The organism is Microvirga sp. P5_D2 (genome assembly GCF_054049475.1).
Window position 1 is genome coordinate 1 of record NZ_JBFUMH010000064.1, and the last position, 14,984, is coordinate 14,984.

Here is a 14,984-nt window from a genome sequence, read left to right on the forward strand (position 1 = left end):
GATCTGTCCCGGCGCGGGTTCATGGCTGGGGCTGGCGCCTCTCTCGCCTCGCTCGGGCTTGTTCGGAGAGCCGATGCGCAACCGGCTGCGCCCGGCCCCACGCCCCCATTGGTGTTGGCGAATTTCATGTTGTTCGATGGACGATCCAAAGCTCTGCGGGGAGGGCTTCGCCTTCTTGTCGACGGCAATCGGATCAAGCAGATCGCCGGCGGCGATCTGCCTCCGCCGGATGGTGCACGGATGATCGATTGCGGCGGGAGGGTTTTGATGCCCGGCCTGATCGACGCCCATTGGCATGCGATTTTCGCGGCGCTCCCGATCAACGCCCTGCTGACAGCAGATATAGGATACATCTTTCTGGCCGCGAGCGCAGAGGCCGAGCGGACGCTGATGCGCGGTTTCACGACCATCCGGGATCTCGGCGGCCCATCCTTTGCTCTGAAGCAGGCAATCGACGAGGGGCTTTCTACGGGGCCACGCATCTATCCGTCGGGCGCCATGATCACGACCACGGGCGGCCACGGCGACATGCGTCAGCTTTCCGATCTGCCGAGAAGTCCTGGTGGCCCCTTGAGCTTCATGGAGCAGACGGGCGCCGCCAATGTCGCCGACAGCGAAGACGAGGTTCGCCTGCGGGTTCGCGAACAGCTCTTCCAGGGCGCTTCGCAGATCAAGCTCGTTGGCGGGGGAGGAGTCTCATCGCCGCGCACCACGCTGGACATGTTGACCTTCAGCGAGCCTGAGCTCCGTGCAGGTATCCAGGCGGCCGCGGATCGAAATGCCTACGCGGCGGTGCATGCCTATCCGCCTGACGCGATCCGGCGCGCGCTCGCTGCGGGTGCCCAATGCATCGAGCACGGACATTTGATGGATGAGGCGACCGCCAGGCTTATGGCGGATAACGGCACATGGCTCAGCACGCAACCGTTTGTCAGCGCCGAAGATACACCTCCGATGGCTGGGCAAAGCCGAGCGAACCTGCTTCAGGTGATCGCCGGAACGGACACAGTTTACGCTCTCGCCAAGGAGCACAAAATCAAGACTGCCTTCGGATCGGACCTATTGTTTTCCAGTACGATTGCGGAGCGGCAGGGCATCATGCTGACCCATCTGACCCGCTGGTACGACAATGCCGATGTGCTGACGATGGCGACGTCCGGCGACGCCGAGTTGCTGGCGATGTCCGGCCCACGGAATCCCTATCCGGGAAAGCTGGGTGTCATTGAAGAGGGTGCGTTCGCGGACCTGCTGGTGATCGACGGCAATCCCTTGGATAACATAGGGCTCATGGCTAATCCGGACAAGACTTTCATGATCATCATGAAAGACGGAAAGGTGCACAAGAACACTTTGCCGAGTTAGCGCCAGCGAAATCCGGTTCTTCCAATCTACAGCTGTCATCGCCAGGCAGACGAACAATGCCTTGGGGCAGAGAAATCCGAGAGAATGGCGACGACTTGAATATCGGAACTTATGCGATCTACAGGCAGATTTGGCACTACACCAGGCAGTACCAATTTTTGTTGATCGGGTTATCCCTCGGTGTTCCCGCGCTTTCAGCTGCGCCATTGTACTTCCAACAGAAGATCGTCAACGGTCTGGCTTATGGCATAACGCTGAACCAGATGCTTTCACTCGGCGCTCTCTATGCGCTCGGCCCTGAAGAGGTTTTGGTTGGGTCGTGGGGACGTGAAACCACTGCACTTTGGGCAGCATGAAGTTTGGCTGTTGCGTCACGATGCTCCGGCTCAGTCACGGAGGATAGCGTATTAGGCCATTGGATGTCGCATCACCAAGCTAGCGAAACAAAGCTCAGGTCTTTAGCTTACTATTGAGCGCCAAGTCGCCAATGCCGCGAATGCGCCGTTCCTACAGGATGATGTCGATCTGCAATGATACAACGAATAATAGGGGCGCGTATATTTAGGGCTTAGGCCTTGAGGCCTGTTACACGGTTTGAGCCGGAAACACTGTATTCTACTTGGCCAATAAGGCCACTCGCCACAGTTGTGATAGCAATCCTTTGGAGGTAATCCTGCGGAGGATCGCCTGCCAGATCGATTCGCCAGCATTCGTGACGAAGGGGTGCAGAAATCCGGCCTGGGCAATATTAGCCATAAACCTATTTCGCCGATTTGAACTAGCGCCCAGTCATGAAAATCTTCAGAATTCTCGTAGGAGCAGTCCTGCTTATCGGGGGACTTTACGTTATCGTCGGCGAGTATCTTTCGGGTACCAGCGCCGACGCCACGATCAACGCCCGCACTAGTGTCCTGCGTGCACCCATCCAGGGATTGGCCGAGTTCTCCGTGCGCGCGATCGGAGCCCAGATTTCCCCTGAAGAGACGGTGGTGCGCATCACCGACAACCAGTTCGACAATGCCCGCTTGATCGACTTGGAGCGGACTCGCTCCACACTCGAGGCGGATCTCGCCCGGCTCCGGGCCCAGACCGCTGCGGTGGATGAAGCTCGTAAGGTCTTGGATACCCAGGCCAAGAGCTACCAGGAAGGGCGAGTGCGTCAGATCCGTTCTCGCATCGCCGAGGCGCAGACCGCCGTGAACTCGGCGGAGGCTCGATTCCGCGAAGCGGACAGCGCACTGGATCGGACCCGCGAGCTCAGCTCACGCGGTGTCCAGACCGCGATCACGCTCGATCGCGCCAAAGCCCAATACGACGTTGCGCAGCAGGACATCGCCAGCACCCGCGAGCGTATTACCTATCTCACGGCGGAACTCTCGTCGGCGCAAAACGGCGTCTTCATCGGCGATTCCTACAACGACGCGCCGTTTTCGATCCAACGGATCCGGGAGTTTGATCTCAGGTTGGCCGAACTCAGGGCCGAGGCCGATAATGTCAGCCGCCGCCTGAAGCTGGCCGCCGAGCAGATCGCGGCCGAGCGGGTCCGGGTCAATCGTCTGACCTCGGCTGAACTCTCGGTGCAAAGCCCGAGCATCGTCTGGAACTTCCTCGCCAGCAGCGGCGAGCATGTCAATCAGGGACAGGATCTCGTGCGGTTCGTAGACTGCTCCGCCGTCATGGTCACCGCCAGCGTGAGCGAGAGGGTCTATTCCAATCTCAGGGTCGGCATGCCAGCCCAGTTCCGATTGACTGGCGACGATCGGGTCTTGCAGGGAACCATCACCCGCCTCGGCGGATCGGGGGCAGCTGGCCTCTACAGCACGCTCGCTATCGGCCCTAGTCCCGAACACCTGACCCGCTTCGACGTCGCCCTAAGCATTCCAGAGCTCGCTAGCGATCCGGACCTCTCCTGTGCAGTCGGCCGCACAGGTCGCGTGGTCTTCGTGGGTGGACCGCTTGCCGGCATCCGGCAGCGGCTAACGGATCTCGGCCTGTAATGCTCGTCCTCGACCAGTATCTGTCGAGTCTTGCAGGCCTGGCCGTGGTGATCGGCCTCGCCTTTTTGTTACTGCCGCTGGCCGCACCCAAGAACGCTCTCCTGCGCATCCTACTGCTCGGCCTCACGGCCGTGCTGGGTTGGCGCTACATGATCTGGCGGATCACCGAGACTGTTCCGCCTGCGGCCGAGGGCGTCACCCTCGATGTCATCGCCGGATGGGTTTTTGTAACAATTGAAGCCCTGGCCCTCGTGTCCTCGACGATGTCCTATCTGTTCCTCACTCGTCGGAAAGATCGGCACGAGGAAGCGAGCCGGAACCTCGCCTGGTGGGGGAGCAACCCGCCGCGTGTCGACCTCTACATCGCCACCTACAACGAGGAATTGGAGGTTCTGGAACGCACGCTCGCTGGTGCGCAGGCGATCGATTATCCGAACCTGCGCGTCTTCGTGCTAGACGATGGGCGACGGGAGTGGCTGACCGAGGTGTGCCGCCGCTATGGCGCCGAGCACAGAACACGCCCGTCCAACGAACACGCAAAGGCGGGTAACATAAACTACACGCTGACACAGCGTTTGAAAGATGAGGATGCTCCCGACTTCGCCGCCGTCCTCGACGCGGATTTCGTACCACACCGCAATTTCGTGCGCCGGGCAGTCGCCCTGTTCCACGATCCGAAGGTTGGGCTCGTCCAGACGCCGCAGCACTTCTTCAATCCCGACCCGATCCAGCACAATCTCTACATCGCTTCTGCCTATCCCGACGAGCAGCGCTTCTTCTTCGATCATCTGGAACCTGCACGCGATGGATGGGGCATCGCGGTGTGCTGCGGAACTTCCTCGATGGTGCGCATCTCGGCTGTGCGCGAGATCGGCGGCCTCCCGACGCAGAGTGTAACAGAGGACTTCCTCCTGACCATTCGCCTCGATAGCCATGGCTATCGCACGGTCTACCTCAACGAAGCGCTCACGGAAGGGCTCGCTCCGGAAGGGCTGCACGAATATGTCGTTCAGCGCGGGCGCTGGTGCCTGGGCATGATGGAGATCGTGCGCAACGTCTACAATCCCTTTGGTGCAAACGGCTTACGCTTTATGCAGCGCCTGAGCCTCGTCGACTCGCTTCTGTTTTGGACGACGACCTTTCCATTCCGCCTGATCGCTCTTATCGGCCCGCTGCTCTACTGGTACTTCGGCATCATCGTCGTGAATGCCTCGCTGACAGATGTCGTTTCGTACTATCTGCCCTATTACGCAGCCGTGCTGATCACGCTCAACTGGATCTCTGGTGGCCTAATCTGGCCTGTGCTCAACGATGTGTCCCAGCTTATTGCCGCATGGCCCATCGCGCGCGCCGCAGCTATGGGACTGCTGACCAAAGGGCCGCACAAGTTCCGCGTAACGGCAAAGGGCGGTGACCGGACGAAGACGATTGTGCAATGGCCAATGATGAAGCCCTTCGCGATCCTCTTCGGCCTCACCGTGCTGGGAATTCTGCTACCCCTGATCTTCCAGGATCACTTCAGCCATGTGGCCAAGGCCGGCGATGGCATCAGGATCATCCTGTTCTGGACGGTCTACAATCTGATCGTGCTCGCTATTACCATGCTGGTGTGCGTCGAGCGGCCTCGCGTCAACCGGCCCCAACGTGAGAATGTTGAACTGGCCGTGGTCTCAGTTGGATCGCAGCGGCTCCCGTCCTGGGTGCTCGAACTGGGAGTCGATCATGCCCGTGTTCGCGGACTGTCCGGGTTAACGGACGGCGCCTTAGGGACAATCGCTCTTGCGGATGTCGGCGATGTCGCTATCCGCATATCGAAAGAAACGAACGACGGTTATCACCTGTCCCTGCGCCCGACTCCGGAACAGCGCGATGGAATCCTGCGCAAGCTTCACACGACTGACGCAAAGCCGGGGACCGGGCAGGGCGACCTTCCTGAGATGATCAGAGGCTGGATGCGCGGTCTGGGCTCGCGGTAGGCACAAGAATGGAGAGCGCGAAAATGCGCATTGGGATCAAGAAACTTATATTCGTCGTCGGCGCTCTGCTGATGCTCGTGCCTGCCATTGTGGCTGGCACCATGTTTACGAATGCCATGCAGCAACGTGCAGAGGTAGCTAACAGCGCACGCTTGAGGCTTCTTGGAGAGATCGTCGCCAACCAGTTCGGGCAGCGCATGCAAGAGCTCTGGCAGGACGTCGAGGGAATGGCGCGCGTCGTTCGCTTGGACAACCCTGAGGAAATCCGCCGCCAGTTCACACTGCTGGGTCAAGTGGATCGGCGTTATACCTGGATCGGCGTCGCTGATGTGCAGGGGAAGGTCATCGCAGCATCGCAGGGCATGCTGGAGGGCGCAAGTGTTGCCGAGAGGCCTTGGTTTCGGCGCGGCCTCAATGGCCCTGCCGCTGTCGATGTGCATGAGGCGGTTCTTCTGGCGAAGCTTCTTCCAGCGACTCAGGAGCCGCGCCGCTTCGTCGATTTCTCCGCTCCGATCAAGAATGACCAAGGCGCCGTGATCGGCGTCATCGGGGCGCATTTCGACTGGAACATGGTCAAGGATATTATCCAGGCCGTAAGGGGGCAGGGCGTCGATGCCCTTCTCGTCTCGCGGGAGCGGGTGGTTCTCTCGGGCCCGCAGGAACTTCAGGAGACCAAGTTATCCGAAAGATCAGCCGTCGCTGCAGGCCAGGGCACATCGATCTCGCTTCGCGAAAGATGGCAGGATGGCAAGGACTACATGACGGCTGTCATTCCCTCGATTCAATTCAAAGACATGCCCAGCTTTGGCTGGAGCCTTATCGTGCGTGCGGACCTGAACGCAGTCCTCGATCCCACCCGGGCCATTGCACGGGCCTTCTGGATGCTGCTCGGCTCCGGTGCACTGGTTGCCCTCGTCCTGCTCTATCTGTTTGCGGCCTGGCTCGCGAAGCCACTCCGCCGACTCGTCGCAACGGCGGAGGTACTTGCCAGCGGCCGCACGGATCAGCCGCCGCACGACGAAACCCGCTACGAAGAGGCGGCTCGCCTAAGCGCTGCTCTCGTTCGGTTCCAAACCTTTTCAGTCAGGCCTTACCAGCCGATCCGGGCCGAAAAAAGCAAGACGTCGACACCCGCGTCCTGATGCGGGTTTGGAAAGCCGATTGGTAGATTCTCGGGCTTGCGATAGGTCTTGTCTTTCGTGACCTGTAACCCATAACGCTACAGTCGGTTTAACAAAGGCAGCATCTTGCCCAACTTCCGAGAGACGTTCCCGGTTGCACCGCCCCACCCGGGATGGATCCTGCGTGACCGGGTCCTGCCAGCCCTTGGCTTGTCCGTCAGCCAAGCGGCTCGCGAGCTTCGCATTGCCCGCCAGACGCTCCATCGGGTTCTTGCCGGCAGGGCCGCGGTCAGCCCGGAAATGGCGACCCGTCTCGCCCGTCTCTCGGGCACGACGCCGCGCTTCTGGCTGGAACACCAACAACGGCACGATCTCTGGCATGCAGAGCGGGCGCTTACAGGCGTCCTCGGGCTGATCCCCACCCACACGCTTCCGGTCGCTCTTCAGGCCGAGATTGGAATTCATCATGACCGCTAAGCCTCAGCCCACGGTAAAAGCGCGGACCGGGGTTGTGGGTCTAGACGATATCCTCGTCGGAGGCCTGTCCCCCGGACATGTCTATCTTCTGGAGGGTAACCCCGGCACCGGCAAGACGACCATTGCTCTCCAGTTTCTGCTCGATGGGGCCAAGTCTGGAGAGACCGGACTTTACGTCACCATGTCCGAGACGGAGGCGGAGTTGCGCGATGGGGCGGCATCCCATGGCTGGACCCTCGGCGACAGCATCCATGTGTATGAACTCGTGCCGCCGGAGAGCCTCCTCGACGATGAGCACCAGCAGAGCCTGCTCTACTCATCCGATCTCGAACTCGGCGAAACCACCAAGGCCGTGTTCGCCGCGATCGACCGGACAAAGCCGGTTCGCATCGTGATCGACAGTCTGTCGGAGATCCGCCTTCTGGCGCAAAGCTCCTTGCGCTATCGCCGCCAGATCCTAGCGATGAAGCACTACTTTGCGCGTCAGGGCGCGACGGTTCTCCTCCTCGACGATTTGACTACGGACACGAATGACAAAACCGTTCACAGCCTCGCTCATGGGGTGATCCGCCTGGAGGGACTGACGCCCAGCTATGGCGCCGAACGCCGCCGCCTGCGAGTAATCAAGTATCGGGGCCAGTCGTTCAGGGGCGGGTTCCACGACTTCGTCATCGCGGAAGGCGGCGTCCAGGTGTTTCCGCGCCTCGTCTCCGGCGAGCATAAGACAGGCTTTGCCCGCAATATCCTCACGAGCGGGATTGCCGAACTGGATGCACTCCTGGGCGGCGGCGTCGAGCGGGGCTCAAGCACGCTGGTGATGGGACCGGCCGGGACGGGAAAATCCCTTCTGACGGTACAGTTCGCCATCTCTGCGGCGGCGCGCGGCGAGAAGGCGGCCCTGTTCATCTTCGATGAGGAGCTCGGCCTCCTGATCGATCGCGCCAAGCTGATCGGGATCGACCTGGAAGCGCTGTGCGCCACCGGCAATCTGTTTATCGAGCAGGTGGATGCCGCAGAGCTCTCGCCCGGCGAGTTCACCGACCGGGTGCGCACCAAGATCCATCGCCATGGCGTGAAGACGGTCGTGATCGACGGCCTCAACGGCTATCAGGCAGCCATGCCGGAAGAGCAGTTTCTCACCCTGCACATCCATGAGCTTCTGCAGTACCTGAACCGGCAGGGTGTCTCGACGTTCCTGACGGTCGCACAGCACGGACTCGTGGGCGACATGAAGTCTCCCGTTGACGTCACTTATCTCGCCGACACCGTGATCCTTCTGCGCTATTTCGAGGCTTTCGGCAAAGTGCGGCGGGCGATCTCGATCATCAAAAAGCGGTTCGGTTCGCACGAGAACACCATTCGGGAGATGCGCATCACGAGCCAGGGCATTGCCCTTGGCGAACCCTTGAAGGGCTTTCAGGGCATTCTGCGGGGAACCCCGGTCTTTATCGACGGCGACGGCGAACGACTGCTCAAAGATCGCGCAGAATGAACGACGTTCTCCACCTGCATTCGGAGCGTGCGATCATTTTGGCGCCTCATGGACGGGACGCGACGATTGCCGCGGACATTCTGAGGAGCGCGGGGATCTTATCCGAGGTTTGCCCCGACATGCCGGCGCTTGTGCGTGAGATCAAGCGGGGTGCAGGCTTTGCGGTTGTCACCGACGAGGCTTTCCGCACGGCGAACTTGAAGGATCTCTCGCACTGGCTGTCTGAGCAGCCTCCGTGGTCGGATTTCGCGTTCGTGCTCCTCACCCTTCGTGGCGGGAGCATTGAGCGTAATCCAGCCTTGGCGCGTCTATCCGAAGTTCTCGGCAACGTCGTTTTCCTGGAGCGCCCTTTCCATCCTGGGACCCTTGTGAGCGTTGCCCGGTCGGCCTTGCGCGGGCGCCGGCGGCAATATGAGGCACGCGCCAGGCTCGAAGACCTGCATCAAGGCGAGGAGCGCCTGAGGGTCGGCCTCGACAAGGAAAAACGCGCTGCCGAGCATCAGCGGCTGCTCATTGATGAGTTGAATCACCGGGTGAAGAACACCCTGGCAACCGTGCAATCCATCTCGGCCCAGACCTTGCGCACATCGGAGACAAAAGAGGATGCGCGTGATGCGCTGGAGATGCGGCTTCTCGCCCTATCCCGGGCGCATGACGTGCTCACTCGCGAGAGCTGGGACGGGGCTGACCTAGGTGAAGTTGTCGAAAAGGCTCTTGAGCCTTACCAGATCTCCGGTGAGAACCGCTTCCACATCACGGGGCCGCATGTGCGCGTGACGCCCCGTATGTCGCTCGCGTTGGCAATGGCGTTGCATGAGTTGGCAACCAACGCGGTGAAGTACGGCGCCTTATCGAACAAGACGGGCACGATCCAGGTCTCGTGGAAGGTGCAAAACGGGGCTGCCCCGCCTCGGTTGACCTTGCGCTGGACGGAGGCTGGAGGGCCACCCGTGGTAGCGCCCCGCCGGCGCGGCTTCGGATCACGCCTCATCGAGCGTACCCTGGCCAATGATCTGGATGGCCGGGCGGACATTGCATTTGCGCCAACGGGAGTCGTCTGTACCGTCGATGCTCCTGTTGTGTAGATCCCTGAAGGGAGCTCCGGACTTCGATTTCGCTTTTTAACATTCCTCAAGAGTGCGCCGTGCCTAGCAATGGCAGCCAAGACAAGCGCCCTCAGACATAACCTACGCGGCTCGTCTTAGAGCGAAAGGAGAAGCCCGGCCTTGGCCGGGCTTCTGTGGACTCGTTAGCGATTACGGTCACTCGGATTGCCCGTGGTGCCAGTGCGTGAGGTCTGGTCGCTGCGCTCATCCTCCACGTCCACCTCGGTGCGACGTACCGTATCCGACACTGTCTCAGTACGCTGATCGGCTTGCTTACGCACGACGACTTCCTCGACCACGCGCGCTTCCTTCGAGACAACGGCTTCCTCGGCACGCTCCTCTACCTCGATGGTGCGCTCTTGGAACGGATCGCCGCTGATGGCGCCCGCCTGCGTGGTGCCGGACACCGGGCGGCGCTCCACCTGCACACGCTCCTCGCGCAGGCTCACCTGTTCCTGCACAGGCCGCTCGACGATACGCGAGTTAAGGCGCACGCGACCGCGATTGACCTCGCGCTTGCCAACGTGCAGTTCCTCCTCAGCGATGGGGATGACCTCTTCGGCACGATCGGATTTCGACGCAGCGCGATCCGTCAGTCCAGCCGCCGCTGTTGCGTTCGTGACCCCGGCGCCGGTCCAGCCTTCGGAGCGCCAAGTATTCTCACGCTCGTCGAAGTCTACAGTGCCTTCATCATCGAGGATGTCGACGATCCGATCTACATCGGTATCAGAGGCGCGCACCGTCACCAGAGCGCCGCCACGGCGAATGCCCTCAGCATAGGAATGGGCATCATTCTCGTCTACGCCGGCATCAACCAGCGCGCCTGTAAGTCCGCCGATAGCCGCTCCGGCACCGGCGCCTACGAGGGTGGACACGAGCCACCCAGCGGCCACTACGGGCCCAAGGCCTGGGATGGCGAGCATACCAAGGCCAGCGAGAAGGCCGGCACCACCACCGGCCAGCGTACCGACTGTAGCACCTGTGCCAGCACCATCGCTGACGTCATCATCGTGATGGTTTGTGCCATCGAAGGTACGACTGGCGTGCGACGAGTAACGGTCGCCCTCGTTGTTGGCGATGAGGCTGACGTCGCGATGTGGGATACCTGCAGCCTCCAGGCGGCGGACTGCTTCAGAGGCATCCTCGTAGCTGTCGAAGAAAGCTGTGATGGTCTTGTTGGTCATAATCGTTTTACTTTCTCGTTGAGTTCAGCCGCCAAGCGGCTTCGGGAGGTCAGTGGGGACGTGATCCGGACCGTGCTCACTGGATCTGCACCGTGCCCTTGTAATCAATGGCTACACTGACCGACTTGCCGTCACGTTCGGCCTTGCCACGCCAGATGCCTTGGTCATCCTTGCGCAGCTCGGCGACGTTCTTGAAGCCCTGAGCTTCGATGCGGGAGCGAGCCTGCGCTTCCGTGAAGCTATTGGCGCCGGGCTCGACAGCGCCAGTGGTCTGCGGGCTATCTGCGGGTTTATGAGTGACGGGTGGATTGGACGAGCCGGTGCTGTTCATCGGCTGAGTTGCCGAGGAGCCGGAACTATGGGGGCTCGTAGATTGGGCAATAGCCGCTGTGGCAAGAGTCGACAGGACGGCCAGTGTTGCGAAACCGAGGCGTATCAAAGTTTTTCTCCAGTGTTGCAAGCGCGTAGGTTCTCAATGTGTGACCTCGGTAACAGTTCCTAAGGCTATGGTTGCTTTGGAAATCCATTTCGGCAAAGGAGCCAATCGAGCCTGCTCTTGAGCGATCGGATGGAAGCGATCACATGAGTGCCGTGACTCCACTTTAGCGTTGGGAACTCCCATACCCAGCGCCCGTTGGTTGTCGTTCACCTGAGAGGATCGATGGCTAACCCAATCGTAGACCCGAGCTCACGCTCGGATGAACAAGAGCAGGTGCCTATCTTCGAAGACGCCCTGAGAGGCAGTCCTCAAGCTGCGTCGGAGAAAACTATCCCTGTTGTCGAGGAGATCGCGAAAGTCGAGAAGCAGGAGGTTGTGACTGGACGCGTACGCGTGCGAACGATCACCGACACTATAGAGGAGTTGGCCCACGCAGAGGTACAGCGGGAGGACGTGGAGGTCACCCGCGTGCCCATCGATAAGGTGGTAGAGGCTACCCCCAAGATCAGGACTGAAGGCGATGTAACGATCATCCCAGTAATGGAGGAAGTCCTGGTGATCGAGAAGCGTTTGATGCTCAAGGAAGAACTTCACATCCGGCGCCGTATTGTGACCGAGGCTGTCGAGGTGCCAGTCACTCTGCGCAAGCAGCACGCTACTGTGGAGCGTGAACCTTCGGAGGATGTAAGCAGCAATGAGAAGGCGGCAGGAGGAGAACCCGACAACTCCGTTGTGCGTTAACCAACCGTAGCAGTTCACGAGCGTGAGGGTGGTTGTATGCGTCGGTTCCTGCATGACAATGGATTGTCGGTCGTGTTGTTYGTCCTATTCCTGGCCTCTCTTGCTGGCCAGGCAATGACAGGCTGGAGAGCCAATCTAGAGGAACTTCGTCTTCATGAATTTCCCGCAATTGGCTTTCTGGATTACCTGACCAGCGGCCACTTCATCTCTGCGGTGTTCGAGAACTGGGAAAGCGAGTTCCTTCAGATGGCAGCCTACGTAGTGCTGACTGTCTTTCTATTCCAGAAGGGTTCAGCCGAGTCCAAGAAGCCCGACGAGGATAACCCCGAGGAGGAAGCGCCGGAGAACCGCCGGGATGACCCCAATGCGCCCTGGCCAGTCCACCGCGGTGGACTGCTGCTGAAGATTTACTCCCACTCGCTGAGCATCGCATTGGTCACATTGTTCGTCTTGTCGTTCTGGCTCCACTTGGCGGGCAGCACGCAGCGGATGAACGAGGAGGCCCTTCAGCACCGGCAGTCGAAGCCGCCGCAGACCATGACCGACACGCTGGTAGATCCAGAGTTCTGGTACGAAAGTTTCCAGAATTGGCAAAGTGAGTTCCTGTCAATTGGAGTGCTGTTAGTGCTCGGCATCTACCTGCGGGAGCAGGGATCGCCAGAGTCCAAACCCGTGGCCGCGCCGCACACGGCAACCGGGCACTGAAGGGCCTGGACGAAGCTTCCTTGTTGCAATGCAGCAACCCATCGGGATCCAGGACGTTGTCCGCTCTGGATCTCGATGGAGAGAGTGCATGAGCAACTTGGGCACAGCAGTTGATCTAAATGGGCCGCGACTTGATGGTGCGGCGGGGGCTGTTCGTGCCGCGCCGGATCGGCGGCTCGATCAAGATCGTACATTTGGCAAACATATTCATGAGCGCGACGGGTCTCGGCAACCTGCCCAAGCCGATGCTGCGAAGCCGCGCGGATGGCTTGGCCCTGTTCTGCTGGGCTCAGCTGCGGCCCTCGGCGCCACAGCCCTGTATAACTACAGACAAACCCGCGATGCGGAGCGTCGCTATCCCCCAATCGGGCGCTTTCTCGATGTAGATGGGGTGCGCTTGCACTACATCGAGCGTGGCCAGGGCGACCCGCTGGTGCTGATCCACGGCAACGGCACCATGATTCAAGACTTCACCGTCAGTGGCCTCGTCGATCAGCTGGCGGATCGCTATCGGGTGATCGTCATCGATCGCCCGGGCTACGGCTACAGCATGCGCCCGCGTCGGCTCTGGACGCCCCGTGCCCATGCTCGCCTGTTCCACAAGGCGCTGGCGCAGCTCGGCATCGAGCAGGCTATGATCTATGGACACTCCTGGGGCACCCTTGTGGCGACCGCCTTAGCGTTGGAGTTTCCCGCGCTCGTGCGTGGCCTCGTCCTGGGCTCGGGCTATTATTACCCGACGCTAAGGGCGGACACATTTCTGCTTTCGCCGCCGGCGATCCCGGTGATCGGCGATGCCATGCGCTACACGATTTCGCCCTTGCTTGCCCGAGCCATCCTCCCGGGCATGATCAAGAAAGTGTTCCAGCCGGCGCCGGTGCCGGAACGCTTCGATCGCCAATTTCCAAAGCCATTGATGCTACGCCCATCACAGCTTAGGGCAGCCGCAGAAGACGCAGCGCTAATGCCTCCATCGGTCATGGAGCTGGAGCGATATTATGGAGACCTGACGATGCCGGTGACGATCATCACAGGCGCTGATGATCAGATCTCGGACGTGGGTCGCCAGTCCGCACGGCTGCACCGGGAGTTGCCGCACAGTGAATTTATTGCTCTTCCCGGTTTGGGACACATGATCCACCACTTGGCTCCAAAGGCTGTTGCTGACGCGATTGATCGCACCTCGCAACAACCGCACTCAGCACAATCCTCTTGATGTTGTCCGCCACATCGACGGGCACTGCATAGCCCAGATCCTTATCTTGCGTATCAGGTGATATCCTAGGCTCACTCAGCGATTGGTCGCTGTTAACGGACCGCTTACCATGGCGAATGGAATGCGACTGCACGGTTGAACGCCTCCTTCCGGTTTGGGTTTAGTCCTGTGAACTCTAGACGGAGGACCGACTGTATGATCCCGATTTCGCTTCCCTGGATTCGATCTTCTCAGTCCGAGGATCCTCTCTCCGACATGGATCGTACTCGCGTTCTCGTGGTCGAGGATGACTTGCTGGTCGGTGCCATGGCCGCCACTGCGCTGGAGGAGGCGGGTTTCGCCGTATTGATTGCGGCCAGTGCCGAGGAGGCCGAGATCGTCCTCGGCGAGGAGAGTGTCGATGTCCTTTTCACCGACATCGATCTCGGTGGACGCGATGGCTGCGATCTCGCTCACAGGACTCTCGAGGCCCAGCCAGATATTGCGGTTCTCCTTGCGTCGGGCCGCTCGCGGAGATGCCATGTGGAGCGCATCCCGCCGGGGGCGGCTTTCCTCGCCAAGCCTTACCGCCTATCGCAACTGATCGAGGAAGTTCATCGTGCGGCACAGGGAGGATTATTCTCGTAGGCAATATCGGGTCTGCTTCACCGTTATAGGGAGATCTTTGATGCGCATCGCACTCGCTATTCTTGCCGGCACTTTCTTTCTAAGCACTCCGACACTGGCTCAGGCGCCTGCGGAGGTTGAGGCATGTCGTCTATCAGGATTGGCTGCGCTCAAGGAGCGCTCACCCTCGATTGAGCACCTGACGTTCGACATGGAGTCACTGGCGATCTCCAAGGCGGAAACCAGGGTGGAAGACACGCCGATTAAGACGGTCGTCATGGGAGACGCTTATCTTCAGCGCGAGAAGAGCGACAAGCGGACCCGCTTCGTCTGCCTCGTCAGCGATAAGGGCAAGGTTGTGCTCACTTTCTTCACTGAGCAGTAGGCGGGCCATCTCGTTTAGGTCAGGCTTGTAATGCCGCATACCGTTCCTTCCGAGCATTCCTATCTACTCGTAGAAGCAGGCGCCAATGCACAGGGTGGCCGTTGAAGACAATGCGCGTCTGCTGTCCTCAAAAGCGATTGATTGGAGCCGTACTGCACCTGGGATCAGAACGGCCTT

At 60.2% G+C, this 14,984-nt stretch carries 15 protein-coding genes; 13 read left to right on the forward strand and 2 right to left on the reverse strand.

All coding sequences use genetic code 11. The annotated features are described in order from the left end of the window. The 8 genes from ACXJKO_RS16810 to ACXJKO_RS16845 form a co-directional block, all read left to right on the forward strand. Positions 1-1,362: amidohydrolase family protein (locus ACXJKO_RS16810; protein WP_457092234.1), on the forward strand; the 1,362-nt coding region annotated here is incomplete at its 5' end. 56 nt (positions 1,363-1,418) lie between these two features. Further along, positions 1,419-1,718: a hypothetical protein gene (locus tag ACXJKO_RS16815; protein WP_457092235.1), complete on the forward strand. Its 300-nt coding sequence runs from the start codon at positions 1,419-1,421 to the stop codon at positions 1,716-1,718. Positions 1,719-2,153: 435 nt separating this feature from the next. Beyond that, positions 2,154-3,359, forward strand: a complete 1,206-nt coding sequence (locus ACXJKO_RS16820) for an HlyD family secretion protein (RefSeq protein ID WP_457092236.1) — start codon at positions 2,154-2,156, stop codon at positions 3,357-3,359. Continuing rightward, positions 3,359-5,335 (forward strand): glycosyltransferase, encoded by a 1,977-nt coding sequence (locus ACXJKO_RS16825; protein ID WP_457092237.1) that lies wholly within the window; start codon positions 3,359-3,361, stop codon positions 5,333-5,335. The genes ACXJKO_RS16820 and ACXJKO_RS16825 overlap by 1 nt, the downstream gene beginning before the upstream one ends. Before the next feature lie 23 nt (positions 5,336-5,358). Then, the gene (locus tag ACXJKO_RS16830) at positions 5,359-6,477 is read left to right on the forward strand and encodes a cache domain-containing protein (RefSeq protein ID WP_457092238.1); all 1,119 of its coding nucleotides are present in this window, start codon (positions 5,359-5,361) and stop codon (positions 6,475-6,477) included. 105 nt (positions 6,478-6,582) lie between these two features. After that, on the forward strand, positions 6,583-6,933 hold the full coding sequence (locus ACXJKO_RS16835) for a HigA family addiction module antitoxin (protein ID WP_457092239.1): 351 nt from the start codon (positions 6,583-6,585) through the stop codon (positions 6,931-6,933). Continuing rightward, positions 6,923-8,425 (forward strand): ATPase domain-containing protein, encoded by a 1,503-nt coding sequence (locus ACXJKO_RS16840; RefSeq protein WP_457092240.1) that lies wholly within the window; start codon positions 6,923-6,925, stop codon positions 8,423-8,425. The genes ACXJKO_RS16835 and ACXJKO_RS16840 overlap by 11 nt, the downstream gene beginning before the upstream one ends. After that, positions 8,422-9,510: a sensor histidine kinase gene (locus ACXJKO_RS16845; RefSeq protein WP_457092241.1), complete on the forward strand. Its 1,089-nt coding sequence runs from the start codon at positions 8,422-8,424 to the stop codon at positions 9,508-9,510. The genes ACXJKO_RS16840 and ACXJKO_RS16845 overlap by 4 nt, the downstream gene beginning before the upstream one ends. 164 nt (positions 9,511-9,674) lie before the next feature. Here ACXJKO_RS16845 and ACXJKO_RS16850 read toward each other — a convergent pair whose 3' ends face one another. Together ACXJKO_RS16850 and ACXJKO_RS16855 are read right to left on the reverse strand one after the other, a co-directional pair. Next, positions 9,675-10,715 (reverse strand): YsnF/AvaK domain-containing protein, encoded by a 1,041-nt coding sequence (locus ACXJKO_RS16850; RefSeq protein ID WP_457092242.1) that lies wholly within the window; start codon positions 10,713-10,715, stop codon positions 9,675-9,677. A gap of 76 nt (positions 10,716-10,791) precedes the next feature. Beyond that, positions 10,792-11,154 (reverse strand): PepSY domain-containing protein, encoded by a 363-nt coding sequence (locus ACXJKO_RS16855; RefSeq protein WP_457092243.1) that lies wholly within the window; start codon positions 11,152-11,154, stop codon positions 10,792-10,794. Between the two features lie 222 nt (positions 11,155-11,376). Between ACXJKO_RS16855 and ACXJKO_RS16860 the strand changes: the two genes are divergently transcribed. The 5 genes from ACXJKO_RS16860 (at position 11,377) to ACXJKO_RS16880 (ending at position 14,807) form a co-directional block, all read left to right on the forward strand. Then, on the forward strand, positions 11,377-11,895 hold the full coding sequence (locus ACXJKO_RS16860) for a YsnF/AvaK domain-containing protein (protein ID WP_457092244.1): 519 nt from the start codon (positions 11,377-11,379) through the stop codon (positions 11,893-11,895). Between the two features lie 36 nt (positions 11,896-11,931). Beyond that, positions 11,932-12,600: a DUF6766 family protein gene (locus tag ACXJKO_RS16865; protein WP_457092245.1), complete on the forward strand. Its 669-nt coding sequence runs from the start codon at positions 11,932-11,934 to the stop codon at positions 12,598-12,600. A gap of 88 nt (positions 12,601-12,688) precedes the next feature. Continuing rightward, positions 12,689-13,816, forward strand: a complete 1,128-nt coding sequence (locus ACXJKO_RS16870; protein ID WP_457092246.1) for an alpha/beta fold hydrolase — start codon at positions 12,689-12,691, stop codon at positions 13,814-13,816. Positions 13,817-14,071: 255 nt separating this feature from the next. Then, positions 14,072-14,443 carry a response regulator gene (locus tag ACXJKO_RS16875; RefSeq protein WP_457092247.1) on the forward strand — a complete coding sequence of 124 codons (372 nt, stop codon included), beginning with the start codon at positions 14,072-14,074 and terminating at the stop codon, positions 14,441-14,443. A 40-nt stretch (positions 14,444-14,483) separates the two neighbouring features. Next, a complete protein-coding gene (locus ACXJKO_RS16880) occupies positions 14,484-14,807 on the forward strand; it encodes a hypothetical protein (protein WP_457092248.1) in 324 nt (107 codons plus the stop codon). Positions 14,808-14,984: the final 177 nt, after the last annotated feature.

Coding starts and splice junctions, on each gene's coding strand:
- ACXJKO_RS16815 (WP_457092235.1), top strand. CDS start 1,419: ATGCCTTGGGGCAGAGAAATCCGAGAGAATGGCGACGACTTGAATATC.
- ACXJKO_RS16820 (WP_457092236.1), top strand. CDS start 2,154: ATGAAAATCTTCAGAATTCTCGTAGGAGCAGTCCTGCTTATCGGGGGA.
- ACXJKO_RS16825 (WP_457092237.1), top strand. CDS start 3,359: ATGCTCGTCCTCGACCAGTATCTGTCGAGTCTTGCAGGCCTGGCCGTG.
- ACXJKO_RS16830 (WP_457092238.1), top strand. CDS start 5,359: ATGCGCATTGGGATCAAGAAACTTATATTCGTCGTCGGCGCTCTGCTG.
- ACXJKO_RS16840 (WP_457092240.1), top strand. CDS start 6,923: ATGACCGCTAAGCCTCAGCCCACGGTAAAAGCGCGGACCGGGGTTGTG.
- ACXJKO_RS16845 (WP_457092241.1), top strand. CDS start 8,422: ATGAACGACGTTCTCCACCTGCATTCGGAGCGTGCGATCATTTTGGCG.
- ACXJKO_RS16850 (WP_457092242.1), bottom strand. CDS start 10,715: ATGACCAACAAGACCATCACAGCTTTCTTCGACAGCTACGAGGATGCC.
- ACXJKO_RS16860 (WP_457092244.1), top strand. CDS start 11,377: ATGGCTAACCCAATCGTAGACCCGAGCTCACGCTCGGATGAACAAGAG.
- ACXJKO_RS16870 (WP_457092246.1), top strand. CDS start 12,689: ATGAGCAACTTGGGCACAGCAGTTGATCTAAATGGGCCGCGACTTGAT.
- ACXJKO_RS16875 (WP_457092247.1), top strand. CDS start 14,072: ATGGATCGTACTCGCGTTCTCGTGGTCGAGGATGACTTGCTGGTCGGT.
- ACXJKO_RS16880 (WP_457092248.1), top strand. CDS start 14,484: ATGCGCATCGCACTCGCTATTCTTGCCGGCACTTTCTTTCTAAGCACT.